Raw genomic sequence first — 25,016 nt, 5'->3', positions numbered from 1 at the left:
AAGACTGCGCACTTCCAGCCGCCCGAGGCGAGCCCCCGCTACCCCGCCCCCGCTACCCCGCCCCCGCTTCCCCGCCCCGCTACCCCGGCAGGTGCCCGGTCGCGTTCCACAGTTCGGGCCGCAGCCGCCCGTCCGCCGCCCGCCACATGCTGGCCGAGCAGTTGCGCACCGGCGCCAGCTCCAGCAGCTTCTCCTCGCCGAGCCGCTCCAGCGCGTAGCGGAGCATCAGCACCACGTTGTCGTGTCCCACCAGCAGCACCGGGTGCCCGGCCTCCTCCGCGCACAGGTCGCGCAGGCAGTCGCGGACCCGCAGCGCCACGTCGGCCCAGCTCTCCCCGCCCGGCGGCCGGTAGTAGAGCTCGCCCATCTTCCGCCGCCGCGCCGCCTCCTCGGGGTGCCGCTTCTCGATCGCCGCCGCCGTGAGCATCTCCAGGACGCCCAGCTCCCGGTCCCGCAGCCGCTCGTCGTAGCGCACCGGCAGCCCCACCGGCACCGCGCCGAGCCCGGCCGCCTGGGCCAGCGCGATCCGCGCGGTCTCGGCGGTGCGCAGGTACGGGGAGCACCACACGGCGCGTGGCCGGTCGGTGCTGGGCAGTTCGGCCCACCAGCGGCCGAGCGCCTGCGCCTGGGCCTGCCCGTGCATGGAGAGCGGGATGTCGGCGTCGCGGCAGGTGATCGGCACCTCCAGCGCACCGGTCGCCTCGGCGAGTTGGAACTCGACGTTGGCGGTGCTCTCGCCGTGCCGGGTGGCGATCAGGACGGACGGCAGCGCGGGCGCGGCGGCTTCCGACCGCGCGTGGCCGTTGAGGATGGTGCTCAGCTCTGGCATCCGAGTGCTCCCCGTTGCTCTCCAGGACATGGGCCGGGCGGCCCACCCGGCAGTGGTGCGGACCACCAGTGGCGCGGACCACCAATGGTGCACACCACCAGTTGTGCACAAAGGTGATCGCGCCGCCACCTCCTCAGTGTTGAGGCAGGTGGCGGCGCGATCACAGGGCGCGCGACGAGGCGCTTAATGCGCCGCGGCCGGTTGGGGCGCACCGGCAAGCTCGGGGTCGCCCGCCTCCGCGCTGTAGTCCGCCGGGGAGGTCTCGTCCGCGCCCGGGGGCGTCTTCGCCGCCTTGAACACCAGGGTGAGCAGCACCGAGACGGCCAGGTTGAGCACGAAGGCGGTCAGCCCGATGTAGCCGATCTCGCCGATGCCGGGGATCGAGGCGCTGCTGCCGCCGAAGTGCTTGGTGGCGGGTGAGGCGATCCCGTACGCCTTCCAGGTCCCGTAGACCATGCCGACCAGCCAGCCGGCCAGCAGTGCCCAGCGGTGGAACCAGCGGGTGAAGAGGCCGGCCACCACCGAGACGAAGGTCTGCAGTATCCAGATCCCGCCCAGCAGCTGCAGGTTGATCGCCAGTTGCTTGTCCATCCCGAGCACGAAGACCAGCGCACCCACCTTGACCAGCAGCGACACCAGCTTGGCGACCTTGGTCTCCTGCTCGGGGGTGGCGGCGGGCCGGATGAACTCCTTGTAGATGTTGCGGGTGAACAGGTTGGCCGCCGCGATCGACATGATCGCGGCCGGCACCAGCGCGCCGATCCCGATCGCCGCGAAGGCCACTCCGGTGAACCAGTCGGGGAAGAGGCCGGCGAACAGCTGCGGCACCGCCAGCTGCGGGTTGTAGCCCTTGACGCCCTTGCCCACCCCGGCCGCGATGGCCAGGAAGCCGAGCAGCGCGAGCAGCCCCAGCATCAGCGAGTAGGCGGGCAGGATCGCCATGTTGCGGCGCACGGTGGTGCGCGACTTGGCGGCCAGCACGCCGGTGACGGTGTGCGGGTACATGAAGAGCGCGAGCGCCGAGCCGAGCGCCAGGGTCGCGTACGCCCACTGCGCCTTGGGACCGCTGACCATCGCGCCGGTCGGCTGGTGGGTGGCCGGATTGACGGTGCTCATCTTCTTCGCGGCGGTGTCGAAGATGTGTCCGTAGCCGCCCAGCCGCATCGGCAGGTAGATCACCGCGACGATGATCACGATGTAGACCAGGGTGTCCTTGACGAAGGCGATCAGCGCGGGCGCGCGCAGCCCCGAGGAGTAGGTGTAGGCGGCCAGTACCGCGAAGGCGATGAAGAGCGGCAGGTCCTTGACGAACCAGTTGGCGCCCGCCCCGCCGCCCACCCCGAGGGTGTCCAGCACCGCCTGGATGCCGACCAGTTGCAGTGCGATGTACGGCATGGTGGCCAGGATCCCGGTCAGTGCCACGGCCAGCGAGAGCGCCCGCGAGCCGTACCGCCCGCGCACGAAGTCGGCCGGGGTGACGTACCCGTGCACCCGGGCCACCGACCAGAGCCGGGGCAGGAAGAGGAAGACCAGCGGGTAGGCGATGATCGTGTACGGCACCGCGAAGAAGCCCGCGGCCCCCGCGCCGTATACCGCCGCAGGCACCGCGATGAAGGTGTACGCGGTGTAGAGGTCGCCGCCGAGCAGGAACCAGGTGATCCAGGTCCCGAAGCTGCGGCCGCCCAGGCCCCATTCGTCCAGGTGCTGCGTGGTGCCGCCGCGCCGCCAGCGCGAGGCCAGGAAGCCCAGCACGGTGACCAGCAGGAAGAAGAGGACGAACACCACCAGGGCGACCGTGTTCACGCCGTGGTTCATCGCGCCGCACCTCCCCGCAGCGCCTTGCGCCGCCTCGCGTCGTGGTTCAGCAGCAGGTAGGCGGCGCCGGTGAAGAGCGCCGAGACCGGGATCCAGAGGATCTGGTACCAGTAGAAGAACGGCACTCCGCCGAGCCTCGGCGTGAGCGAGGCGTACGAGGAGACCCAGAGCAGCGCGACGACCGGGACGGCCAGGCTGATCCCGGCCAGCACGCGCGCGGGGGTGACCGCCGGCAGCTGGCCCGGGGGCGCCGGCGGGGCGTCAGGTTCTGTGGACATGGGGCGACTCCGGCACAGGACAGGGATCCCCAGCAGCGCCGCGGCGCGCCGACCGGTGGCCGGCTCGCCCTCCCCCAGCCTTCGGCCTGGGGTCCCCATCAGCGGCGTCCTGGTGATCGGCTTTGCACGGAATGTAGGGCACCTGACAGCTCCGTGTCACGAGCCAGGACGCGCGATCTCGGCCAATGGACGACCCGGCCGACGGCTACGTGCGGTCCGGCTGCCGCTGAATGGTCAAGAAGCGTTGACATACGGTCAAGGAACGTTGACCATTAACCCCATGAGCGATCAACCAGCCGCTGACGGCCCCGCCTCGCCCTCCTTCCCCGCCGTCCCCGAGGGCACGGTCCAGCTGACCACCGACGAACAGCTGCGCGCCGTCAACAACGTGGTGCGCCACCGCATCCTCGGGGTGCTGCGCGACGGGCCCGCCACGATCACCCAGGTGGCCCAGAAGCTGGAGCTGGCCAAGGGCAGCTCCAGCTACCACCTGCGGCTGCTGGAGCGGGCCGGGCTGGTCGAGGTGGTGCGCACCAACAAGGTGCGCGGGGTGACCGAGCGGTACTACGGCCGCACCTCGCGCGGCATCGAACTGCCCGACCCGGCGCCCGGCGAGCCCGACATCGTGATGCGCCACGCGATCGCCGACCTGGAGGCCGCCCCGCCCGGACCGCGCTTCGTCGGCCTCACCCACGTGCGGATCAGTGAGGAGCGCTTCGAGGAGTTCACCGAGCGCTTCGCCGCCCTGATCAGCGAGTTGCGTGCCGCCGCCGACCCGGAGGCCCCGACCGCCAACCTCGCCCTCGCCTTCTACCGCCCCCAGGACACCAAGTGACGCTGACCCAGCCCCGGGCCACCAAGGCCGCCGAGCCCGCCGAGCTCACCAAGGCCGCCGCGCCGAAGCTGCCGCCCGCCTTCCACCGCCTCTGGGCGGCCGGCGCGGCCTCCTCGCTCGGTGACGGCGTCTACTTCGCCGCGCTGCCGCTGCTCGCCTCGCGGCTGACCCAGGATCCGGTGCTGATCGGCCTGGTCACCTCGGCCACCCTGGCGCCGTGGCTCGTCTTCGGCCTGCTCGGCGGCGCGCTGGCGGACCGCTGGGACCGCCGGCGCACCATGTGGCTGACCGACCTGGGCCGGGCCGCGCTGCTCGCCGTCCCGGTCGCGGCGACCGCAGCGGGCCTGCTGAGCATCCCGCTGCTGATCGCGGTGGCGTTCCTGCTCGGCATCGGCCAGGTGCTCTTCGACAGCGCCGGCTCGGCCTACCTGCCGCGCCTGCTGGACCGCGACATGGCGCTGCTCCAGCGGGCCAACGCCCGCCAGCAGGGCGCCCGCACGTTCTTCGCCGACCTCGCCGGGCCGCCCGTCGGCAGCCTGCTCTTCACGCTCGGCCGCGCCCTGCCGTTCGGCCTGGACTCGCTCTCCTTCCTGGCCAGCTCGCTGCTGATCCGCAGCATGCCCGCGGACCGGGCGCCGAAGCGCGAGCGGCCGGCCGACGGTGCCTCGCTCTGGGCCGACGCCAGGGTCGGCGTCGGCTTCCTGCTGCGGGACAAGCTGCTGTTCGGCCTGGCGCTGCGCCCGGCGATCGGCAACCTGGCCTTCGTCGGGGCGGACGCGGTGCTGGTGCTCTTCGCCCGCCACACCCTGCACCTGGGTGACCTCGGCTACGGCCTGCTGCTGGCCTGCCAGGCGGTGGGCGGCCTGCTCGGCGCCGGGCTGGCCGGGCGGCTGGGCGCGCTGCTGGGCACCGGCGGCGCGCTGACCGCCACCGCGCTGATCGAGGGCGGCGCGATGGCCGGTTTCGGCCTGTGCGGCGGTCCGGTCCTGGCCGGCCTGGCGCTGGCCGGGATCGGGGCTGCGATGGCGGCCACCATGGTGCTGGCGCCGGCCCTCGGGCAGGCGCTGATCCCGGTCGAGCTGGCCGGCCGGGTGGGCGCCGCCCGCCGGTTGCTCTCGGTCGGCGCGGCCCCGGTCGGCGCGGTGCTGGGCGGCTGGCTGGCCGACACGGCCGGGCTGCGGGCGCCGTTCCTGGTCGGCGGGCTGCTGCTGGCGGCCACCGCGCTGGTGACCGTCACCGTGGCCGGCAACCGCCAGATCGAGCAGGCCCTGGCCGCCCGGGCGGCGGCCGAGCAGGTGGTCGCGGCCTGAGCGCCCAGCCGCCCAACTGCCCAACTGCCCAACTGCCCAACTGCTTAGCCGCCCAGCCGCCCAGCCGCCCAGTTGCCCGGGTGCCGCCAGGGCGGCCAGGGCCGCCGCAGGGTGAGCCGCCCCGGCGCGCTCAGCCCACCGGCTCCGCCGCGGGCACGGCAGCAGCCGCCGCGCGGGCGCCGGCCGCCGCGGGCCAGTGGATCCGCGTGGCGCAGAGCGAGACGATGACGGCCGAGGCGGCCACCGCGCCCATGCCCCACACCAGCCCGCTGCCATCGGCGATGAAGCCGATCACCGCGGGCCCGGCCAGTAGCCCGACCGTGCCCATCGCGGCGACCAGGGCGAGCGAGTCGGAGTCCTGCCGGGCCGCGGCCACGTAGACGCACGGCGTCACGGCCGCCACGCCCAGGCCCACGCAGGCGAACCCGATCAGCGCCGGCACCACACCGCCCGCCAGCAGGGCGAGCGCCAGCCCGAGGCCGGCCAGCGCGCTGCCGACCCGCACGATCCGCCCGTCACCCCAGCGGCTGCGCCAGCCGTCGGCGAAGACCCGGGCCAGCACCATCATGACCGAGACCACCGCGATGCCCATCGGCGCCAGTTCGGCCGCCGCCTTGGCGACGTCCTTCAGGTAGAGCGCCGACCAGTCGTTCATGGCGCCCTCGGTGATGGTGCCGAAGGCCATCGCGCAGCCCATCCAGAGGGTCAGCCGCGAGGGCGGGGTGAGCTTGCGGCGGCTCTTCTTCGCGCTCTCCGGCTGCTGCTGGTCCGCCGTCAGCAGACCGGGCACGGCGTAGCCGATCAGCAGCGCCAGCAGGACGGCGGCGGTGGCGAAGTGGGCCACCAGCGAGGAGCTGACGGCGTTCATCGCGGAGGCGAGCAGCGCGGCGCAGAGCGAGCCGCCGCTGAAGGTCGCGTGCAGCTTGGCCATGGTGGTCCGCTGGTACTTCACCTCCAGCGCGGCGCCCTGCGCGTTCATCGCGACGTTCAGGCAGCCGACGGCCACCCCGTCCAGGCACATCAGCACGAGCGCGGTCGGGTAGTTCGGCACCCAGGCCAGGGCGAGCAGGATCAGGCTCAGGCCCAGCGCCGAGACCCAGGCGAGCCGCCGGGAGCCGAACCGCCGCATCAGCATCGCCACCAGCGGGAACGAGGCGGCCGCGCCCACGCCGGTGGCCATCAGCAGCAGGCCGACCGACGCCGGGGACAGGTCCAGGCGGGCCTTGATCGCGGGCAGCCGTGACGCCCAGGTCCCGTACTGGAACCCCAGGAAGCAGAACAGCGCGGCGACCGCCAACTGCGCTCGGCGGTACTCATCGCGGACGGGGAACATGTGCATCAGCCCACTTCGTCGAACTCGGGTGACCCGGGCAGCGGATCGTCGGTCGGGTGCGGCTGCCGGGTCGGGTGGGCCGGCAGCGCGCGGGACATGTAGAGCGCCGCCGGGCCGTAGCCCGCCGGGAGCGCGACCTCGGCGCGGGGGGCGAAGCCCTGCCGCGACCAGAAGGAGTCGCTGCCGCCCACCGCGATCAGCGAGATCCGTTCGTACCCCGCCGCGTCGGCCCTCGCGCCCAGCCGCCGCAGCAGGCGGGTGGCCAGGCCCCGGCCGCGGAACTCCTCGGCGACGACCAGGTCGTGCAGGTGCAGGTTGCGCGAGGTGAAGGCGACCTGCTCCGCGCGGGCCAGGTCCGGGTAGCTGAACAGCGGGTACGGCAGCGCGAGCAGGTAGCCCACCAGCCGCCCCCCGTGCTCCAGCACGAAGCAGGTGGCGGGGGAGACGCGGGCTCTGGACTCCAGCGCGGCGCGCTCCTCGGAGAGCGCGCACTCGGTGTAGGCGGCGGCCTCCAGCGCTACCACCCGGTCCCAGTCGCCCTCGGCGAGCTGCCGCACCCGTACCTCGGAGCCGTCGTCATCGCCGTCGCCGTCGCCGTCGTCCCCGTAGTCGCCGCCGTCGGCCGCCCAGGTGTACGGCAGCGGGCTGAAGCCGTTGAAGCCCTGGGTCATGTAACTGGTGGCGTAGGCGCCGGCGGAGAGGATCCAGACCGGGTCGCCCGAGGCGGCCGCGGCGGGCACCTGGACGAGCTCTCCCTCTTGCGCGTAGGCGTCGTCGCTGTCGCAGGTCGGTCCCGCCACGGCCGCCGGCACCCGGGCCCCGTCGGGGTGGGTGGGGAAGACCAGCCGGTACCGCAGCTGGTCCATCTCGTAGAGGCCGTTGAACTTCCCGCTGCTCAGGTAGAGCCAGTGCCCGCGCTCGCCGTCGAGCTGCTCGCGGGCGGAGAGCCGCAGCACGTGGGCCCGGACCGCGCCGTGGTCGGCCACCAGGTAGCGGCCCGGCTCCACCAGGAAGTCCAGCGGCGTGACGGAGGCCTCCCGCAGGCGCTGCATGCCCTCGCGGATCGCGGCGAAGATCTTGTCCAGCGGCGGGTCCAGCGGCAGGCCGCGCCGGTCCAGGTAGCCGGTGGCGGGCAGGCCGCCACCGAGGTTGACGTGGTCCAGCAGGATGCCCCGCCGGTTCAGTTCGCCGAGCACCTGCGCCAGGCGTTCGAAGGCCTCCTGCCAGGCCTCGGCGGTCATCTGCTGCGAGCCGACGTGCACGGAGAGCCCGGCCGGGACCAGACCCGCCGCGCGGGCCGCCGCCAGCACCCGCACCGCGTCGTCGGCCGAGCAGCCGAACTTCCGGCTCAGGCCCCAGAGCGCGCCGTCCCCGCTGGTGGCGAGCCGGCAGAAGACCCGGGCGCCGGGGGCGTGGACGGCGATCGCGGCCACGTCCGGCAGGCTGTCGGTGGCGAAGTCCCGGATGCCCAGGCGGTGGGCGTCGGCGATGTTCCGGTCCGACTTGATGGTGTTCCCGTAGTGGATCCGGTCGCTCGGCACCCCGGTGCCGAGCGCCTGGGCGATCTCGTTGGGGCTCGCCGCGTCGAAGCCGGCGCCGCGCGCGGCCAGCGCGGCCAGCACCTCGTCCACCGGACAGGCCTTCATGGCGAATCGCACGGAGACGCCGGGCAGTTCGCGCAGCAGCGCGGCGTACTGCCCCTCGATCCCCGCGAGGTCGAAGACGATCCGGTCGTCGCTGGCGGCGGCCAGGGCGGCGCGCAGCCGGAGGTTCTCAGGCATGTGTGATGGTCCGGGTCCGGATCTGGCTACCGCGAGGGCAGCTGGTGGACGCTCGTGGCCTTGCTCGCCCGGATCAGCGGCTCCCACGCCTCGATCAGCCGGGCGAAGTCCTCGATGTCGGACCGGGCTTCGTCGAGCAGCTCGCCCCGGCGCCCGGCCAGCAGGTCGGCGAACGCGGCGTAGCGGCCGCCCAGGCGCCGGTAGCAGCGGTCCAGGACGTCCAGCCGGGAGGTGTTCTCCGCGCGGTCCAGCCGGACGCTCTCCCGGACGAGGGCGGTGACCGCCCCGACCCGGACGCGGTACTCCTCGTCGAGCAGCGAGGGCCCGGCCTCGGCCATCGCGCGGTAGATCGCGTTGAAGTAGAGCATCGACAGGAAGAACTTGGCGAACCGCAGCTGGTAGGCCAGGAAGCCGGGGTCGGTGCGCCGTTCGCCGGTGTAGAAGTTGACGATGTTGCGGTTGTGCAGCACCCCGGGCAGCTGGGCGTCGCGCACCAGGTGCAGCAGGAAGTAGTCGCTGCCGATGGTGTCGGTGGCCGGCGGCAGCGGTACCTGCTCGTGCACCTGGTGGAAGCTCACGTTGCACATGTCGACCCGCATCGGGTCGACCACGGTGAGCAGTGAGTGGTCCCCGGTGAACGGCTCGGTGCCGGCCCCGCGGAAGGACTCCTCGACCAGCTCGCGCTTCTCCTGGGCCGACCGGTCGAACGGCGCCCAGAGGCTGACCACCTCGTGGTAGACCTCCGGATCGAGCCGCTGGATCTCGCTGATGTCCACCGACAGCTCGCCGACGAAGGAGCTGCCCACCAGGACCACGGGCCGCTGCTCCTGGTCCGGCTCCAGCACGGTCTCGCAGACCCCGGCGGCCGCGTCCAGCGCGCGCTTGCCGAGCGAGGCGAGCTCGTGGTGGATCGGGAAGACCGGTTCGCCGTCGTGCAGCTGGTAGCTGCTGTCGGAGTCCCGGCGGTGCACCGAGCGGCAGCCGAGCGCGGCGGCGAGCAGGAACGCCCGGTTGGTGCAGGCGCCGTAGGAGACGCCGGACGGCAGCATGAGGTCCAGCAGCGCCGCCGGGCCCGGGAGTTCGGCGGGGAGTTCGGCGCGCTCGATCACCCGCCGCAGGAAGTCCCGCTGGGCCGCCTCGTCGAGGTGGTGCACCAGCACGTTCGGTACCGGCTGCGCCTCGGCGACGACCTTGGCGTGCTCCGCGAAGACCGGCCGCTCGGCGGAGTCCAGGATCAGCAGGTGCACCTCGACGTCGAAGTGCCCGGCCGCGTAGGCCGCTTCGGCGCGGATCTCCGATATCGTCCCGGCGCAGGCCCGGTTGGTCGGCAGGGTCAGGCAGATTCGGTGCATGCCGGTCCCTCGTTCCAGGACCGCAGCCCCAGCAGCTTCTCGCCGAGTCCGGTCAGCGTGGCGGTGCCGTAGCGCAGCGACTCGTGCCGCCGCGCGTCGCCGACCAGCGTCCGGTTCCAGGTCGGGGTGGAGAGCTCGCGCCAGGAGTCGATCCGGGACCGCCGCAGCTCCGCGGCCTCCTCCAGGGCGGGCATCATCGACAGGTACTGGACCGAACGCACCCCGCTCCCCGAGGTGTTGCGGGCCACCCCGTGCGCCAGCAGGCCGTTCCAGATCAGCAGGTCACCGGCCTGGAGCTCGGGCCGGACGACCGGGAACTCGGTGCGGTCGACGGCGGGCCTGATCGGATCCCGGTCGGCCGGCTGCGCGAGCCTCCACTCCTCGAACCGGCGGAACAGCTCGGGGTCGCACTGGAAGCCGCCGTGGTCGGGCACGGTGTCGTTGAGCGCGATGATCCCCTGCACCCGCTGCGGCAGCACACCGAGCGTGGTGTCGACGTCCCAGTGCAGCTCGATGTCGAAGCCCGTGTCGGTGGGCGCGATCAGCGCGCGGTCGCGGTTCTTGACGTTCGGCGGGTTCAGGTTGAGCCGGTCCAGCGTCACCCAGAGCTCTTCGCAGTCCCAGACGTCGACGAACGCGTCGTAGACCCGCTGGGCCTGGCGGCTGTCCCAGATCAGCTGGTGGTGGTACGCCTCGACGAAGCCGTAGATGTGCAGCTCCCGGTCCAGGTCGTCGCGGTACTCCCGCTCCTCGTACCAGGTCTCGGGCCGCGCCGGGTCCAGCCCCTCGAACTCCCAGGCGAAGTCCAGCAGTCGGCGCGCCGCCTCGGCGGGGATCGCCTCCTTCACCACGACGAAGCCGTACGTCTGCCAGTGCGCGAAGTCCGCCTCGGAGAGCACCCGCAGCGGGCGCGCCTTCTCGATGTCGCGCAGCGGCGTCCGGGCGAGGTAGGACTCGGTGTCGGCGCTGAAGTAGGCGGTCTGCGAGGCGGCGCGGTACAGGTGTCTGTCGTCGGGCGTCGGCATGCGATCACTCCAAGGCTCGAAGGTCTGCGCGGTCGGGGGAGCGGCCGGCCGATTCCGGGCACGGCGAAGCCGCCCTCGGCTCGTCGGGATCCCCACCGGTGTGCTCCGTGCCCGTCGCAGCTCGGGCACGCGTAGACGACTCACGTCATCGGGCGCCTGGCTCACTCACCTCGGCAAACGTCCACTTCGTCAACATTGGACTAGACCAACTAGCCATGTCAACAAAGGTTTTGGGGAGATCGGGGGTCGAGGTCGGGCGGTGGCGGGTGTGGCGGGTGTGGCGGGCGCGGCTGCCGGCGGCCCGGTGGCTGGGGATCGGGGCATGCCGAGCCGCCGGATCGGATGGGGTGTCGGCTCAAGACCCTAACCGGGCGTCAGGTCGTGGTCCAGACCAATCGGGTGAGCGCGGAGTTACGCGGAGCAGGAACCGGCGGGTAGGGCTCCGGTTGAGTTGGCGGCAGTCAAGGCGTCGGGATCAGCGGTCCGCTCAAGTGCCGCCCCTGCTGTGGAAAATAGGCCGGGCCCCGACCGATCGACGGTCGGGGCCCGGCTCGCTCAGATCAGGCGATGTCGAAGGTGCCGGCCTTGACGCTCGCGACGAAGGCGGTGAAGGAGGCGGCGGGGAAGCTGAGCGCGGGGCCGGCCGGGTCCTTGGAGTCGCGGACCGGGACGAGGTCGGCGAACTGGCCGTCGGCGACCTCGACGCACTCTCCCTCGTGGTCGCTGTAGCTCGACTTGCGCCACTGGGCATCAGCCAGTTCGTAGCTCATGAGTACATGTCCTTCCGAACTCTGCGGATCAACTCCAGGGAAGCATCCTTGGCGAGGGCTGCGACCTGGAGGAGAGCATACCGACGCTGCCATTGGCTAACAGTGGCGTGATCACGTACCAGTGTGCCCTGTTGAAGCGATTCGGTGTAGCCGACTGTCGAGCCGTCAGGAAGGCTCAGCAGGTGCACCGACTTCCATAGCGGCAGTTGTTCGCCGAGTGCCAGAGGCGCCACTTGGAGTACGACGTTCGGAAGCTCGGCGGCGGCTTCCAGGCGGTCGAGTTGCTCGCGCATCACCTCCTGGCCGCCGACCGGCCGTAGCAGTGCTCCTTCGTCGATGACGAAGAATGCGAAGGCGGGAGTGTCGGAGGTGAGGATCTGCTGACGTTCGAGCCGTAGCGCCAAAGCCTCCTCAAGCGTGTCCGGCGTGTCATCCCTCGGGCTCCTCCAGGCTGCCCAATTGCCCATGAGGGCACGCGCGTAGGCGGGTGTCTGCAGCAGGCCGGGCACGCAGGATGTCTCGAAGTTCCTCAGCTCGACGGCCTTGGCCTCTTCGTCCACGTAGTCCATGTATCCCTCGCGGAACGCCTCAGCCAACCGCCGCTTCACATAAGGCATCAGCAACCCCAGTGCCCCGCCCGTCTGCAGCAGCTCGTCGCACCGCTCCGCGAGGTCGTCCTTCGGCGCCCGCGTGCCGCTCTCGATCTTGCTGATCAGGCTGTCGTCGCAGGGGATCCTCGCCGCCAGCTGAGGCTGCGAAATCCCCCGCAACTCCCGGTAGTGGCGCAGCATCCCGCCGAACAGACTGCCGGGCGACTCGCTCGGGTCCAGCTCGTTCTTCCGACCGGCCATCCTGGTTCCCCTTCCTGCCGCAGGGCTCACCGCAGCCGTCAACGTTCCGTCAGGTGAGGCAACATGTCAGCCCTATCGAGACCATGTCCCTGTGCCGATCCTGGAATCACACAGTCACCGCACCGTCGCAGTGTGCACTCCAGAACGGGACGACACGCCCATGTCAGGGAATTCCCCACTCACCCGTGAACTCGCCCAGGCCCGCCAGGACGCCGCCGACGCCCTGGACGACTTCCTCGCCACCCTCGCGCTGGCCGGCGTCGTCCTGCCCAGCGTCGGGGTCGACTGGCGGATGGGGCAGGCCACCGGCCGCTTCCTGATCGACCTCGGCGCCGCCCGCCCCGACGTCGTCGGCAAGCTCACCGACGTGCTGCGCAAGGGGCTGACCGCCGATGCCTGACCGTCCAGCCCGCAGCCGCGGCGGCAGCCGGATGACCTTGCGTGTCTACCGGATCACCGAGACCGGCAAGCGCGTGACAGTCGCACCCAAGCGCACCGTCCGGATCGAGCCGGGCTTCTTCCACTCCCGTCTCTTCGACCTGTGGCCCGACTGCGCCTGCCCCCGCCACGCGCGCGTCAGGCCGTCCTGAGTGGGCCTGCACCGCGCCGGAGCCTGGCGGGCGGCATCCCGCACCGCCACCCGCGGGGTCCGGACAGGGGAGGGCGGCACGATATCTTCGAACGCCGACCGAACTCTGACGGGGGATCACGTCTTGACCTCGCCCTACCCGCCACCGGGCCCCAACCCGTACGCCAACCCCAATCCCTACGCCGCCGCGCCGCCTCAGCCCTACCCGCAGCAGCCGCCCCAGCCCTACCCGCAGCCCCAGCCCCACCAGGCCCCCGGCGCGTACGGACAGCCCACGTACGGCCAGCCCGCAGCCGCCCCGCCGTACGGGGCCCCGCCCCACGGCGCACCGCCCCACGGCGCACCGCCGTACGCCGCACCGCCGTACGCCGCACCGGCCTACGGCGCCCCGCTCCCCGGCCAACCCGCCCCGGCCTACCCCGCCCCCGGCTTCCCGCCGCCCGCCCCCGACGGCACGCTCACCTGCCGCTTCTGCGGCGGCTACCCGGCCGTGCAGACGACCGTCCGCGGCCACCGGGGCATGGTCGTCTGGATGGTGTTCCTGCGCCGGTCGGGCCCGTTCTGCCGGACCTGTGGAACGGCCGTGGTGCGCCACATGTCGGCCCAGACGATCGTGCGGGGCTGGTGGAGCTGGGCCTCGGCCGTGATCGCCCCGCTCACGCTGCTGTGGAACGTGGTCGCCTACCGCAAGATCAGGAAGCTGCCGCCCTCGATACCGGGCGGGCTCGGCCCGCAGCTCGACATGGGCAAGCCGCTGGTCCGGCGTCCGGCGATGCTGATGCTGCTCGTGCCGCTGGCAGCGATCCTGCTGGTCATCGCCGGGGCGGTGGCCGGTGGCGGGTCCGACACGGACGACTCGTCCTTCCCCACGACGACGCCCACCCGGCTCGCGCCCGAAGTCGCCACCGGCGACTGCGTGCACAACGCGGGTACGGACGACAGTCCGGCGATCTCGGTGGTGCCCTGCTCCGACCCGAGTGCCCAGTTCACGGTGCTGGCCAGGGTCGACGGCACCACCGACGCCGACACGGCGTGCGCGAAGTACCCGAGCAGCGACAACCAGCTGACCCACACGGAGCCCGGCGACAACTACGTCCTCTGCATGCTGTCGAAGGCCACCAAGGCCCCGGCCGCCTCCTGACCCCGGCCGCCCGCTCCGCCGCCCCCTGCGGGGCGGCGGAGCGGGCGGGACGGGCCCTAACTCGGCCGCTGCAGCCGGGTGATGAACTTGTACCGGTCGCCCCGGTAGATCGAGCGCACCCACTCCACCGGCGCCCCTTCGGCGTCGAAGGAGTGCCGCGAGAGCTGCAGCATCGGCAGGCCGAGGTCCGAGCCGAGCAGGCCGGCCTCGCGCGGGTTGGCGAGGGTGGTCTCGATGGTCTCCTCGGCCTCCGCCACCACCACGCCGTAGACCTCGCGCAGGGCGGTGTAGAGCGAGTTGTGCTTGACCAGGTTGCGGCGCAGCGCCGGGAACCGCTTGGCCGACAGGTGGGCCACCTCGATGGCCATCGGGTCGCCGTTGGCCAGCCGCAGGCGTTCGATCCGCAGCACCCGGCTGCCGGGCTTGATGTCGAGCAGCGGGGCCAGGTGGTCGTCGGCGGTGACGTAGCCGACCTCGATCAGCCGCGAGGTGGGCTCCAGGCCCTGCGCGCGCATGTCCTCGGTGTAGGAGGTGAGCTGCAGCGCCTGGGCCACCTTGGGCTTGGCGACGAAGGTGCCCTTGCCCTGGATCCGCTCCAGCCGGCCTTCGACGACCAGCTCCTGCAGCGCCTGGCGCACGGTGGTGCGCGAGGTGTCGAACTGCGCGGCGAGCGCCCGCTCCGGCGGCACCGGGGTGCCGGCCGGCTGGGTCTCGGTGAGTTGGAGCAGGTGCCGCTTCAGTCCGTAGTACTTGGGCACGCGCGCGGTGGCGGTTTCGCCACCGGCGGGGGTGGGCAGCGTGCCCGCCTGGGGCTCGTTCGCCCGAAGCTGGGCCGTGGTGCCCCCGTCGCTGCTCATGGGTGGCTTCTCCGCTCCTCGTGGGACCCGCACGGCCCCACTACCTCGTTAACGGCACACATCGTCGCACGTATGCCAGAGCGACGGGGAGCTCATCACGCGATGAACGATGAGCGGTGTCGGCTTGATAACGGCTCGTCCGGATAGGTCTTCGGGCCGTTGACACGCCCATTGGTCTAGGCCAAGCTCCAGGCATCTGGTCTACACCACTGCAGGCCAACTCATGAATCCCCACACCATCTCAGGGTTCGCGGCTTCACTTCCCCCACTTCACGGGAGTCATGCCGCAGGCCACCGATGGGGGGCAACCGGGCATCCCTCAGGAGGATGGCGTGAAGCGTCAGCTCATCGCGGCGGTCGGCGTCGCGGCAATGGTCGTCGGCATCGCGGCGTGTGGTTCGTCCGCCAAGAAGGACGACAACGCGGGCAAGTCGGCCAGCGGCAAGACCGTGACCATGTGGCTCATGTCCGGTTCGGCCCCGCAGGCCTGGCAGGACGGCGTCAAGGCCGACTTCGAGGCGGCTTACCCGGGTGCCAAGCTCAACATCCAGATCCAGCCGTGGGACAACATCGGCCAGAAGATCACCACCGCGCTCTCCGACGGCTCGGTGGATGTGCTGGAGGTCGGCAACACCCAGACCGCGGGCTACGCCTCCACCGGCGGCCTGATGGACCTCACCTCGGCCAAGGCGGACCTGGGCGGCAACGACTGGACGCCCAGCCTGAACACCTCCGCGGTGTTCGACGGCAAGCAGTACGCCGCCCCGTGGTACTACACCAACCGCGTGGTCATCTACAACAAGGCGCTGTGGACCAAGGCCGGCATCACCGCCCCGCCCACCACGCTGGACGAGTTCTACGGCGACCTGGACAAGCTCAAGGCGTCCGGCGTGCCGAACCCGATCTACCTGCCCGGCCAGGAGTGGTACACCTACTTCGGCCTGCTGGCCGGCGAGGGCGGCCAGATCGCCAAGCAGGACGGCGGCAAGTGGGTCGGCAACCTGGAGTCCCCGGAGGCCAAGGACGCCTTCGCGACCTACCAGAAGCTGCAGAGCTACTCGACCGCGCCGAAGGACAAGGACGAGGCCACCCCCCAGCAGTCGACCCTGTTCCCCAAGGGCGACATCGGCTCGATGATCGGCGTCGGCTGGGAGGCTCCGGCCCCCAAGGACATGCCGGCCGAGAACGTGGGCTACTTCCCGATCCCGGGCAAGACCGCTGACAAGCCCTCCGGCGTCTTCCTCGGCGGCTCGAACCTGGCCGCCGCCCAGGACAGCAAGAACCCCGACCTGGCCAAGGGGCTGCTCAAGATCGCCCTCTCGGACAAGTACGAGAGCCTGATGGCCTCCTCCGGCCAGTTCCCGAACAAGTCCTCGCTGAACTCGCTGGCCAACACCCCGTTCGCGCAGGCCGCGCTGAAGGGCGCGGTCAACGGTGCCATCACGCCGAACCTGGCGAACTGGTCGAACGTCGAGAACCCGCCGGCCCCGATCAAGGAGTTCATGACCGCCGTCCTCCAGGGCGCGGACTACGACTCGACCGCCAAGAAGTACGACGGTCAGATCACCGACCTGCTGGGCCAGAAGCAGTAGCACTTGAGCGGCGCCGCTCACCGGTTCCCCCGAGGGGCCGGTGGGCGGCGCCGTACCCCTGTTTCATGGCCACCCAGTCCGGCCAGGCGTGAGGAAGAGAGAACGATGGCTGTTCAGTCGGAACCGGTGCGGGCACGGTCCCCCCGTCAATCGGGGGCGAGCGGCGCCCAGAAGAGTCGCAGGCCGGCCGCCGGTTCGAGCCTGCTGAGCCGCGCGACGCCCTACCTGCTGCTGCTGCCGGCCTCCGTGGCCACGCTGGCACTGCTGGGCTGGCCGCTGGTCAAGACCCTGCTGCTGTCCTTCCAGAACCTCAACCGCCGCCAGCTGGTGCAGCACACCACCGAGTGGACCGGGTTCGACAACTACAAGCAGCTGCTCAGCAGTGCCGACTTCTGGCACACCACCGGCCGCTCGATCGCCTTCACCGCGGTCAACGTGGTGCTGATCATGGTCGGCGGCACCCTGGTCGGCCTGCTGATGAACCGGCTGGGCAGGAGGATGCGGCTCTTCCTGCAGATCGGCCTGGTACTCGCCTGGGCGATGCCGATCGTGGCCCAGACCACCGTCTTCACCTGGCTCTTCGACTCGCGGTACGGCGTGGTCAACTGGTTCCTGGACCAGCTGGGTTGGCACAGCATGGCCACCTACAACTGGTACAGCAGCCAGCTCTCGACCTTCTTCGTGATCGTGCTGCTGATCGTCTGGGGCTCGATCCCGTTCGTCGCCTTCAACATGTACGCGGCGCTGACCACGATCCCCACCGAGCTCTACGAGGCGGCCGAGCTGGACGGCGCCGGCCCGGTCAAGATCTTCACCAAGGTGGTCTACCCCAGCCTGAAGCCGTTCTTCCTCGGCACGACCTTCCTTGAGGTCATCTGGGTGTTCAAGTGCTTCACCCAGGTCCTGGCCATCAACAACGGCGGCCCGCAGCGGCTCACCGAGACGCTGCCCGTCTACGCCTACATCGAGGGCAGCGGAAACCAGCACTACGGCGTCGGCTCGGCGATCGCCGTGCTGACCATCCTGATGCTGGCCGTGCTGATGTCGTACTACTTCCGGATCATTCTGAAGCAGGAGGACGAGCTGTGAGGCGCTCGCTCATCGGACGCAGCTGGCCCAACATCGTCGCGGTCGTCCTCTTCGTGTTCTTCGCCTTCCCGGTCTACTGGATGGTGAGCACGGCGTTCAAGCAGAACGCCGACATCATCAGCAAGACCCCGGTCTTCCTGCCGCTCAGCGGCACCCTGGACCACTTCACCCGGGCCACCGGTGCCGCCCAGTTCTGGGAGATGGTCGGCAACAGCTTCCTCGCCACGGTGGGTGCGGTGGTCGCCTCGCTGGTGATCGCCACGCTGGCCTCGTTCGCGATCTCGCGGATGAAGTTCCGCGGTCGCAAGGCCTTCGTGCTGGTGATCATGGTGGCCCAGATGGCGCCCTGGGAGGTCATGACGATCTCGGTCTACATGATCGTCCGGGACCAGTCGATGCTCGACAGCATCGTCCCGCTGCTGCTCTTCTACATGATGATGGTGCTGCCCTTCACGATCTGGACGCTGCGCGGCTACATGGCCGCCGTGCCCAAGGAGCTGGAGGAGTCGGCGATGGTGGACGGCTGCACCCGCCCGCAGGCCTTCGTCAAGATCGTCTTCCCGCTGCTCGCCCCCGGTCTGATGGCCACCTCGCTCTTCGGCTTCATCACCGCGTGGAACGAACTGCCGCTGGTGCTGATCCTCAACAAGTCCACCGGGCCCGGCACCGCCCAGACGCTGCCGCTCTGGCTGACCGAGTTCCAGACCACCTTCGGTGACGACTGGGGGGCCACCATGGCCGCCTCGGCCCTGTTCACCATCCCGGTGCTGATCATCTTCCTGATCCTCCAGCGCAAGGCCGTCGGTGGCTTGACCGCCGGCGCAGTGAAGGGCTGACCGACCGCCGTGAGCATCCTCATCCCGAGCGTTCCGGACAGCGACCAGCTGCACCGCGACGCCCTGACCGTCCTGCAGCCCGGCTTCGAGGGGACCACCTCGCCCGAGTGGGTCCGCCGCCACGTGGCGGCCGGCCTCGGCTCGGTGGCGCTCTTCGGCCGCAACGTCAGCGACCAGGCCCAGCTGGCCGCGCTGACCGCGGAGCTGCGCCAGGAGAACCCCGACATCCTGATCGCGATCGACGAGGAGGGCGGCGACGTCACCCGCCTGGAGGTCGGCTCCGGCTCCTCCTGGCCGGGCAGCCTCGCCCTGGGAGCGGTCGACGACCCCGCGCTCACCCGCGACGTGGCCCGCGAGTTGGGCCGGGCGCTGGCCGAGTGCGGCATCAACTACAACTGGGCGCCCTCGGCGGACGTCAACTCCAACCCGGGCAACCCGGTCATCGGAGTGCGCTCCTTCGGCGCCGACCCCGAGCTGTGCGCCCGGCACACCGCCGCCTGGGTCGAGGGCCTGCAGTCGGTGGGCGTGGCGGCCTGCGCCAAGCACTTCCCCGGCCACGGCGACACGGCGATCGACTCGCACCACGGCCTGCCGATGATCGACGTCGACGAGGACCTGCTGCGCTCGCGCGACCTGGTGCCGTTCCGGGCCGCGATCGAGGCCGGCGCCAAGGCCGTGATGAGCGCGCACATCATGCTCCCGGCGGTGGACAAGGTGTACCCGGCCACGCTCAGCCGGGCCGTGCTCACCGGGCTGCTGCGCGGCCGCCCGGAGGACGGCGGGCTCGGCTACCAGGGCCTGATCGTCACCGACGCGATCGAGATGGGCGCCATCGCGAGCACGTACGGCATCGAGGAGGGGACGGTGCTGGCGCTGGCCGCCGGCGCCGACGCGATCTGCGTCGGCGGCGGTCTGGCCGACGAGGAGACGGTGCTCCAGCTGCGGGACGCCATCGTGGGTGCGGTCCGGTCCGGCCGGCTGCCCGAGGAGCGGCTGGCCGACGCCGCCGAGCGGGTGCGCTCGCTGGGCAGCTGGGCCCGGCTCGCTTCGTTCGGCACGGGGGCGGCGCAGGCCGCGCCCACCGAGCCGGACCTGGCGGTCGGCCTGCGGGCGGCCCGCCGCGCGCTGCTGGTGACCGCCGACCCGGCGCAGCCGTTCACCCCGGTGACCGAGCGCCCCTACGTCGCCTCCTTCTCGCCCGAGCCGAACATCGCGGTGGGCGACGTGACCCCGTGGGGCGTGGCCGGCATGCTGGCCGAGCGCTTCCCCGGCACCCGGGTGCGCAGCGTCTCGCCGGAGGACATCGCCGCGCCGGGCGAGCTGGACGAGCTGGTCGCCGCCACCGTGCGCGAGGCCGAGGGGCGCCGGCTGGTGCTGGTGGTGCGCGACCTGCACCGGCACGAGTGGATGGCGGCCGCGCTGCGGCTGCTGCTGGCGGCCCGCCCCGACGCCCTGGTGGTGGAGATGGGCGTGCCGCAGGCCGCCCCCGTCGGCGCGCTGCACATCGCCACCCACGGCGCGGCCCGGGTCTGCGGCCTGGCCGCCGTCGAGGTGCTCACCGGCCAGCCGACGGTGCGCACCCAGTAGGACCGCTCGCAGGACCAGCCGTTCGACCACCTGACCGCCGCTCAACAATGCGGGCCCCGCGGGGGAATTCCTCCTCCGCGGGGCCCCTTTGTCTTTTCGGAAATCCGATCGTCCATCAATTGTCATGCCTTAAGCAAGCATTAAGACACGAATGCGCAACGGCCTGCCGCGAGGACTCTGGAATGCGTTGACAGCCGCTTTGGTCTAGGCCAGGCTCCTCGAATCTGGTCTGAACCACTCCGGAGGCTCATGTGAAGCGCCGTCAGCTGCTTGCCGCGTCCGTCACCATCGCGCTCGTCGCGGGCCTGGCCGCCTGCGCCGGGGGGAGTGGCTCGCAGGCCAAGCAGTCCACGGGCCCCAACACGGCCTCCGGGACCCTCACCGTCTGGCTGATGAGCGACGCCCAGGCCAGCTGGCCCGACCTGGTGCAGCAGGTCAACGACGAGTTCGGCGCCGAGTACCCGAACATCACCCTCAAGCTGAGCTACCAGGGCTGGGCGGACAAGGTGAACAACCTGGACACCGCACTCGGCCAGGGCAAAGCACCGGACGTGGTCGAACTTGGCAACACCGAGACCATGAAGTACATCCTGAACGGCTCGCTGGCACAGGTGGACAAGACCGACTTCGAGAACTCGGACAGCTGGATCCCGGGTCTGGAGAACACCTGTACATACAACGAGAAGCTCTATTGCGTGCCGTACTACGCCGGTGCCCGGGTGGGCATCTACAACACCGCGATGTTCCAGCAGGCCACCGGCAGCGCGGACTTCCCCACGACCGAGGACGGGCTGACCGCGGCGCTGGACAAGCTCCAGGCCGCGCACAAGGGGGACAAGTCCTACTCCGCGCTCTACCTGCCCGGCCCGTACTGGTACGCCGCGATGTCCTACGTGGCCGCCTACGGCGGCACGATCGCCCGCTTCGACTCCTCCGGCAACTGGCACGGCACCCTGGAGGACCCCAAGGCGCAGCAGGGCATCCAGCACTTCGTCGACCTGGTGAAGCGCTACAACCACGGCGACCTGACGGTCAACGAGCTGCACCAGTCGGACGTGCTGGGCAAGCAGGAGGCCGGGGTGATCTACGGCAACGGCTGGGAGGCGACCAGCGCCGTCACCGCGCCGGCCGGCAACCCGGCGCTGGCCAACAGCCTCAAGCCGGCCATCTTCCCCGGCCCCGACGGCAAGCCGCTGCCCAGCTTCATCGGCGGTTCGGACCTCGCGATCACCGCCAGGACGAAGGTCGCCGACGCGGCCACCGCCTGGGTGAAGCTCTTCACCAGCGCCAAGTCCGAGGCGGTGCTGGCCGGCAAGAACATCCTGCCGAACAACCTCAGCCAGCTGGACCCGTTGAAGTACAAGCCGGAGACCGCGGCCGCGGCCAACGCGGTGCCGGACGCCTGGTTCACCCCGCTGGCCCCCGGCTGGGCGGCGATCGAGAAGCAGAACGTCCTGGTGAACATGCTGAACGGGATCCTGGCCGGGCAGTCGGTGGACCAGGCGACCAAGGCCGCCGACACGCAGATCAACCGGTTGATCAACACCCAGTCCTAGCGCCGGTCCTAGGATCGGCACTGCCCGCGACCCCCGCGGGCGAGGCCCTGCCGGCCCGGCCGATCCTGCCGGACAGGACCCAGGCGAAGGCACCGGAGGCTCAGCTGATGTCGGACCACCAGTCGCACCTCCCGGGGAAGATCATGGCGGCCGAGATGGCCGAGCAGCCGGCCGTGCTGCGCCGGATCCTCGACGAGGGGGCGGACCGGATCCGGGAGATCGCCGCCGAGATCGCGCTCCGGGAGCCTCGCTTCGTGCTGCTCACCGCGCGCGGCACCTCGGACAACGCGGCGCTCTACGCCAAGTACCTGATCGAGGTGCTGCTCGGCAAGCCGGCCGGGCTCACCTCCATGTCCACCACCACCGCCTACGGTGCCAAGCCCGACCTGCGGGACGTGCTGGTGATCACGGTGAGCCAGTCCGGCGGCTCGCCGGACCTGGTCGCCTCCACCAAGGCGGCCCGGGAGGCCGGCGCGATCACCCTGGCGGTCACCAACAACGCGGCCTCGCCGCTGGCCGAGGTCTCCGAGTTTCACATCGACGTGCTGGCCGGGTCGGAGAAGGCGCTGCCGGCCACCAAGACCTACACCGCCGAGCTGCTCGCGCTCTACCTCTTCGTGGACGGCCTGCGCGGGGGCGGGGGAGCGGCGCTCGCCGATGAGCTGCCGCGGCTGGCCGCCGAGGTGCTGACCCGCCAGCCGGAGGTGCGGGCGCTGGCCGAGCGGTACCGGTTCGCGCAGCGGCTGGTGATCACCTCGCGCGGCTTCGGCTACCCGACCGCCCGGGAGGCGGCGCTGAAGCTGATGGAGACCACCTACATCCCGGCCACCCCGTTCTCCGGTGCCGATCTGCTGCACGGGCCGCTGGCGATGGTGGACAACGTCTCGCCGGTGATCGCCATCGTGCCGGACGGCAAGGGCGGGGAGGCGCTGCAACCGGTCCTGGACCGGCTGCGCGGGCGGGGCGCGGATCTGGTGGTGGTCGGCCAGCAGGAGCAGGTGGACGCCGCCTCCGCGGGCTTCGCGCTGCCCGCCGGGGTGCCGGAGGAGCTGCAGCCGATCCTGGAGATCCTGCCGCTGCAGCAGCTCGCCTACGAGGTCACCATCGCCCGCGGCCAGGACCCCGACGCCCCGCGCGCCCTGGCGAAGGTCACCGAGACCCACTGACGGGCCCGCGGCCGGAAAGCACTACGGGCCACGGCGCCGACACAGGACCCTCAGCCTTCCCTCCTTGCCCGCGACGGGCAGGAGGGGCCCATGGCACCGCGACCCGGAGCTGTCGGTCCTGGGGCGGCCGGAAAACACTACGGGCCACGGCGCCGACACAGGACCCTCAGCCTGTGCGGCACCGCGACCCGGAGCTGTCGTCGGCCGCCTTGGTGCGGTGCCGGGACTGTGCGGGGTCCCGGTGGCGCGGCGGCCGACCGAGGAGGAGCCGCGCGCGGTCAGGGCAGTTTGCGCGAGTGGCCTCTCCTTGGTGCCCTTCCATTGTGGACTAGACCAATTGCGATGTCCAGGACTCGCCGGGCATTGGTCTGGACAACCAGCGGACACCCCGGCTCGGCGGGCTACTCTCGCCCTGTGCCCTCGTTGAACGAACTCGTCCGCCGCCACACCACCCTCACCGGTGCCGATGTGGAGTGGCTCCACATGCTGGTCTCGGAGTGGCAGCTGCTCTCCGACCTCTCCTTCGCCGACCTGGTGCTGTGGATCCCCACCTGGGACGGCATCCGGTACGTCTCGGTCGCCCAGATGCGCCCCAACACCGGCCCCACCTCCTACCAGGACGACATGGTCGGCCACCTGGTCCCGCGCGGGCGCCGCCCGCTGCTGGACGCGGCCTTCGACGAGGGGCGGATCGTCCGCGAGGGCGACCCGGAGTGGCGCGAGGAGGTGCCGGTGCGGGTCGAGTCGATCCCGGTCCGCCGCGAGGGCCGGGTGCTCGGGGTGATCGCCCGCAACACCAACCTGCTCACCGTGCGCACCCCGAGCCGGCTGGAGCTCACCTACCTGCAGAGCGCCTCCGACCTGGCCCAGATGATCGCGGCCGGCACCTTCCCGTACGCGGGCGAGCAGGTGGACATGGACGCGGCGCCGCGCGCCGGCGACGGCCTGATCCGGCTGGACGCCGACGGCATCGTCACCTACGCCAGCCCCAACGCGCTCTCCGCCTACCACCGGATCGGCCTCACCACCGATCTGGTGGGGGGTCACCTGGGGCGCACGACAGCCGAGTTGGCGCTCCCCTCGCGCGGCGCGGTGCACGAGGCGCTGGTGAAGCTGGCCAGCGGCTGGGCGCCCCGGCAGACCGAGGTGGAGGCCCAGGGCGGGGTGGTGACGCTGCGGGCGATCCCGCTCAAGCCCAAGGGCGTGCACACCGGCTCGCTGGTGCTGGCCCGGGACGTCACCGAGCTGCGCCGGCGTGACCGGGAGCTGATGACCAAGGACGCCACCATCCGGGAGATCCACCACCGGGTGAAGAACAACCTGCAGACGGTGGCCGCGCTGCTGCGCCTGCAGGCCCGCCGGCTGCCGGAGGAGTCGGCGCGCGCCGCGCTGGACGAGGCGGTGCGCCGGGTCGGTTCGATCGCCATCGTGCACGAGACGCTCTCGCAGACCCTGGACGAGCAGGTGGCCTTCGACGAGATCGCCGACCGGGTGCTGGCGATGGTCATGGAGCTGTCCCAGGACGGCCAGGTGACCACCCGGCGCAGCGGCAGCTTCGGCATCCTCTCCGCCGAGGTGGCCACCCCGCTGGCGATGGTCCTCACCGAACTGCTGCAGAACGCGCTGGAGCACGCGTTCGGGCCCAAGGCGGCCGGCAACCTCTCGGTCAGCGCGCTGCGCGGGCGGGCGCCGTCCAGCGGGATGGGCTGGTCGGACAGCTGGAACGGGGGTGCGAAGCCGGACGAGTACCTGCTGATCACCGTGCAGGACGACGGGCGCGGCATGCCGGAGGGCTTCGATCCGCAGCAGGGCGGCAACCTCGGGCTGCAGATCGTGCGGACCCTGGCCACCGGTGAACTGGGCGGCACCTTCGACATGGTCGCGGCGCCCGGCGGTGGCACCAAGGTGGTGCTGGAGATCCCGGTCCGCTGAAGCCGGGCGATCGCCGAGTCGGGCGAGCGGGGCCGGGCCAGGGCCCCGGGGGAGCGGGGGCAGCGGGCGCGGTCAGAAGAAACGAGGCCCTGTCGACCGGGGGGGGGAGGGTCGACAGGGCCTCTCAACCCGTTCCGGCCGTCGGGGGGAGTCGGTCGGAACGGGGGCTCTGTGGTGCGCGACACCCAGTGGGGCGCGTCAGTCACTACCAGGTCGCCCGCTCCGTCATATTGCGTACGGTGAGCGTCCCAGGTCCACGATATTGCTCTGAGTGAACAGTATCAAGTGTCCGGACCGAGCCGGCCAAGGTGTCGAGGTCGCCGCGCCGACCAGTTGCCCGCTGCGCGACGGCTCCTGCGGAAGGCTTCGACGGAGTGGCGGTCGAAGCCTGTGATCATGTGTTGATCAGTACTGCCGTTGATCAGTGTTGCTGTCGTTCGGTGTTGCTGTCGTTCAGTGTTTCTGTCGTCTGCCGCTGACCGGGTCCTGCGT

22 protein-coding genes and 1 pseudogene are annotated in these 25,016 nt (G+C 71.3%); 12 read left to right on the top strand and 11 right to left on the bottom strand.

Going from position 1 to position 25,016, the window contains the following annotated elements; translation table 11 throughout:
• Positions 1-79: 79 nt before the first annotated feature.
• From OG455_RS15070 to OG455_RS15060, 3 genes are all read right to left on the bottom strand, one after another.
• A complete protein-coding gene (locus tag OG455_RS15070) occupies positions 80-829 on the bottom strand; it encodes a histidine phosphatase family protein (RefSeq protein WP_266293940.1) in 750 nt (249 codons plus the stop codon).
• Positions 830-1,012: 183 nt separating this feature from the next.
• Entirely contained in the window at positions 1,013-2,644 is a 1,632-nt protein-coding gene (mctP, locus tag OG455_RS15065) for a monocarboxylate uptake permease MctP (RefSeq protein ID WP_266293938.1), read from the bottom strand.
• Positions 2,641-2,922 (bottom strand): DUF3311 domain-containing protein, encoded by a 282-nt coding sequence (locus OG455_RS15060; RefSeq protein ID WP_266293936.1) that lies wholly within the window; start codon positions 2,920-2,922, stop codon positions 2,641-2,643. The genes mctP and OG455_RS15060 overlap by 4 nt, the downstream gene beginning before the upstream one ends.
• A 280-nt stretch (positions 2,923-3,202) precedes the next feature.
• On the opposite strand from OG455_RS15060, the gene OG455_RS15055 reads away from it, so the two are divergent.
• On the top strand, positions 3,203-3,757 hold the full coding sequence (locus OG455_RS15055) for a transcriptional regulator (protein ID WP_266293934.1): 555 nt from the start codon (positions 3,203-3,205) through the stop codon (positions 3,755-3,757).
• Entirely contained in the window at positions 3,754-5,067 is a 1,314-nt protein-coding gene (locus OG455_RS15050; RefSeq protein ID WP_323185512.1) for an MFS transporter, read from the top strand. The genes OG455_RS15055 and OG455_RS15050 overlap by 4 nt, the downstream gene beginning before the upstream one ends.
• A 130-nt stretch (positions 5,068-5,197) precedes the next feature.
• Here OG455_RS15050 and OG455_RS15045 read toward each other — a convergent pair whose 3' ends face one another.
• From OG455_RS15045 to OG455_RS15015, 7 genes and pseudogenes are all read right to left on the bottom strand, one after another.
• Positions 5,198-6,400 carry an MFS transporter gene (locus OG455_RS15045; protein WP_266300789.1) on the bottom strand — a complete coding sequence of 401 codons (1,203 nt, stop codon included), beginning with the start codon at positions 6,398-6,400 and terminating at the stop codon, positions 5,198-5,200.
• A gap of 5 nt (positions 6,401-6,405) precedes the next feature.
• Positions 6,406-6,924, bottom strand: coding sequence for a GNAT family N-acetyltransferase (locus OG455_RS15040; RefSeq protein ID WP_323185640.1), 519 nt, complete (start codon positions 6,922-6,924; stop codon positions 6,406-6,408).
• Positions 6,925-7,029: 105 nt separating this feature from the next.
• A pseudogene (locus tag OG455_RS15035) lies at positions 7,030-8,181 on the bottom strand (type III PLP-dependent enzyme); the annotation flags it as partial.
• Between the two features lie 26 nt (positions 8,182-8,207).
• A complete protein-coding gene (locus tag OG455_RS15030) occupies positions 8,208-9,533 on the bottom strand; it encodes a DUF6271 family protein (RefSeq protein ID WP_266293932.1) in 1,326 nt (441 codons plus the stop codon).
• Positions 9,515-10,558, bottom strand: coding sequence for a phytanoyl-CoA dioxygenase family protein (locus OG455_RS15025; protein WP_266293930.1), 1,044 nt, complete (start codon positions 10,556-10,558; stop codon positions 9,515-9,517). Before OG455_RS15025 ends, OG455_RS15030 begins: the two co-directional genes overlap by 19 nt.
• A gap of 560 nt (positions 10,559-11,118) precedes the next feature.
• Positions 11,119-11,328: a DUF397 domain-containing protein gene (locus tag OG455_RS15020; RefSeq protein WP_266293928.1), complete on the bottom strand. Its 210-nt coding sequence runs from the start codon at positions 11,326-11,328 to the stop codon at positions 11,119-11,121.
• Positions 11,325-12,179 carry a helix-turn-helix transcriptional regulator gene (locus OG455_RS15015; RefSeq protein ID WP_266293926.1) on the bottom strand — a complete coding sequence of 285 codons (855 nt, stop codon included), beginning with the start codon at positions 12,177-12,179 and terminating at the stop codon, positions 11,325-11,327. The genes OG455_RS15020 and OG455_RS15015 overlap by 4 nt, the downstream gene beginning before the upstream one ends.
• Positions 12,180-12,339: 160 nt before the next feature.
• Between OG455_RS15015 and OG455_RS15010 the strand changes: the two genes are divergently transcribed.
• The 3 genes from OG455_RS15010 to OG455_RS15000 all read left to right on the top strand — a co-directional run bounded on the left by OG455_RS15010 (position 12,340) and on the right by OG455_RS15000 (position 13,909).
• Positions 12,340-12,579, top strand: a complete 240-nt coding sequence (locus OG455_RS15010) for a hypothetical protein (RefSeq protein ID WP_266293924.1) — start codon at positions 12,340-12,342, stop codon at positions 12,577-12,579.
• On the top strand, positions 12,572-12,769 hold the full coding sequence (locus tag OG455_RS15005; RefSeq protein ID WP_266293922.1) for a hypothetical protein: 198 nt from the start codon (positions 12,572-12,574) through the stop codon (positions 12,767-12,769). Before OG455_RS15010 ends, OG455_RS15005 begins: the two co-directional genes overlap by 8 nt.
• Positions 12,770-12,892: 123 nt before the next feature.
• Positions 12,893-13,909 (top strand): hypothetical protein, encoded by a 1,017-nt coding sequence (locus tag OG455_RS15000; RefSeq protein ID WP_266293920.1) that lies wholly within the window; start codon positions 12,893-12,895, stop codon positions 13,907-13,909.
• A gap of 56 nt (positions 13,910-13,965) precedes the next feature.
• Here the strand turns inward: OG455_RS15000 and OG455_RS14995 are convergent, their stop codons facing one another.
• Positions 13,966-14,766: a GntR family transcriptional regulator gene (locus tag OG455_RS14995; RefSeq protein ID WP_266293918.1), complete on the bottom strand. Its 801-nt coding sequence runs from the start codon at positions 14,764-14,766 to the stop codon at positions 13,966-13,968.
• A gap of 332 nt (positions 14,767-15,098) precedes the next feature.
• On the opposite strand from OG455_RS14995, the gene OG455_RS14990 reads away from it, so the two are divergent.
• The 7 genes from OG455_RS14990 (at position 15,099) to OG455_RS14960 (ending at position 24,524) form a co-directional block, all read left to right on the top strand.
• A complete protein-coding gene (locus OG455_RS14990) occupies positions 15,099-16,358 on the top strand; it encodes an extracellular solute-binding protein (RefSeq protein WP_266293916.1) in 1,260 nt (419 codons plus the stop codon).
• A gap of 105 nt (positions 16,359-16,463) precedes the next feature.
• Entirely contained in the window at positions 16,464-17,447 is a 984-nt protein-coding gene (locus OG455_RS14985; RefSeq protein ID WP_266293914.1) for a carbohydrate ABC transporter permease, read from the top strand.
• Complete coding sequence (locus OG455_RS14980) at positions 17,444-18,283, top strand: carbohydrate ABC transporter permease (RefSeq protein ID WP_266293911.1); 840 nt, start codon at positions 17,444-17,446, stop codon at positions 18,281-18,283. Before OG455_RS14985 ends, OG455_RS14980 begins: the two co-directional genes overlap by 4 nt.
• Positions 18,284-18,292: 9 nt before the next feature.
• Complete coding sequence (locus OG455_RS14975) at positions 18,293-19,870, top strand: glycoside hydrolase family 3 protein (RefSeq protein ID WP_266293909.1); 1,578 nt, start codon at positions 18,293-18,295, stop codon at positions 19,868-19,870.
• A 251-nt stretch (positions 19,871-20,121) separates the two neighbouring features.
• A complete protein-coding gene (locus OG455_RS14970; protein ID WP_266293907.1) occupies positions 20,122-21,426 on the top strand; it encodes an extracellular solute-binding protein in 1,305 nt (434 codons plus the stop codon).
• A gap of 107 nt (positions 21,427-21,533) precedes the next feature.
• On the top strand, positions 21,534-22,592 hold the full coding sequence (locus OG455_RS14965; protein WP_266293905.1) for an SIS domain-containing protein: 1,059 nt from the start codon (positions 21,534-21,536) through the stop codon (positions 22,590-22,592).
• A 414-nt stretch (positions 22,593-23,006) separates the two neighbouring features.
• Entirely contained in the window at positions 23,007-24,524 is a 1,518-nt protein-coding gene (locus OG455_RS14960; protein WP_266293903.1) for a sensor histidine kinase, read from the top strand.
• The last annotated feature ends 492 nt before the right edge of the window (positions 24,525-25,016 follow it).

This window comes from Kitasatospora sp. NBC_01287, from assembly GCF_026340565.1.
GTDB lineage: Bacteria > Actinomycetota > Actinomycetes > Streptomycetales > Streptomycetaceae > Kitasatospora.
This window is presented reverse-complemented; position numbering and strand designations above follow the sequence as displayed.

Bases quoted from the DNA above. Each gene is read 5' to 3' on its own strand.
- OG455_RS15070 (WP_266293940.1), bottom strand. From the start codon at position 829: ATGCCAGAGCTGAGCACCATCCTCAACGGCCACGCGCGGTCGGAAGCC.
- mctP (WP_266293938.1), bottom strand. From the start codon at position 2,644: ATGAACCACGGCGTGAACACGGTCGCCCTGGTGGTGTTCGTCCTCTTC.
- OG455_RS15060 (WP_266293936.1), bottom strand. From the start codon at position 2,922: ATGTCCACAGAACCTGACGCCCCGCCGGCGCCCCCGGGCCAGCTGCCG.
- OG455_RS15055 (WP_266293934.1), top strand. From the start codon at position 3,203: ATGAGCGATCAACCAGCCGCTGACGGCCCCGCCTCGCCCTCCTTCCCC.
- OG455_RS15045 (WP_266300789.1), bottom strand. From the start codon at position 6,400: ATGTTCCCCGTCCGCGATGAGTACCGCCGAGCGCAGTTGGCGGTCGCC.
- OG455_RS15030 (WP_266293932.1), bottom strand. From the start codon at position 9,533: ATGCACCGAATCTGCCTGACCCTGCCGACCAACCGGGCCTGCGCCGGG.
- OG455_RS15025 (WP_266293930.1), bottom strand. From the start codon at position 10,558: ATGCCGACGCCCGACGACAGACACCTGTACCGCGCCGCCTCGCAGACC.
- OG455_RS15020 (WP_266293928.1), bottom strand. From the start codon at position 11,328: ATGAGCTACGAACTGGCTGATGCCCAGTGGCGCAAGTCGAGCTACAGC.
- OG455_RS15015 (WP_266293926.1), bottom strand. From the start codon at position 12,179: ATGGCCGGTCGGAAGAACGAGCTGGACCCGAGCGAGTCGCCCGGCAGT.
- OG455_RS15010 (WP_266293924.1), top strand. From the start codon at position 12,340: ATGTCAGGGAATTCCCCACTCACCCGTGAACTCGCCCAGGCCCGCCAG.
- OG455_RS15005 (WP_266293922.1), top strand. From the start codon at position 12,572: ATGCCTGACCGTCCAGCCCGCAGCCGCGGCGGCAGCCGGATGACCTTG.
- OG455_RS14995 (WP_266293918.1), bottom strand. From the start codon at position 14,766: ATGAGCAGCGACGGGGGCACCACGGCCCAGCTTCGGGCGAACGAGCCC.
- OG455_RS14985 (WP_266293914.1), top strand. From the start codon at position 16,464: ATGGCTGTTCAGTCGGAACCGGTGCGGGCACGGTCCCCCCGTCAATCG.
- OG455_RS14965 (WP_266293905.1), top strand. From the start codon at position 21,534: ATGTCGGACCACCAGTCGCACCTCCCGGGGAAGATCATGGCGGCCGAG.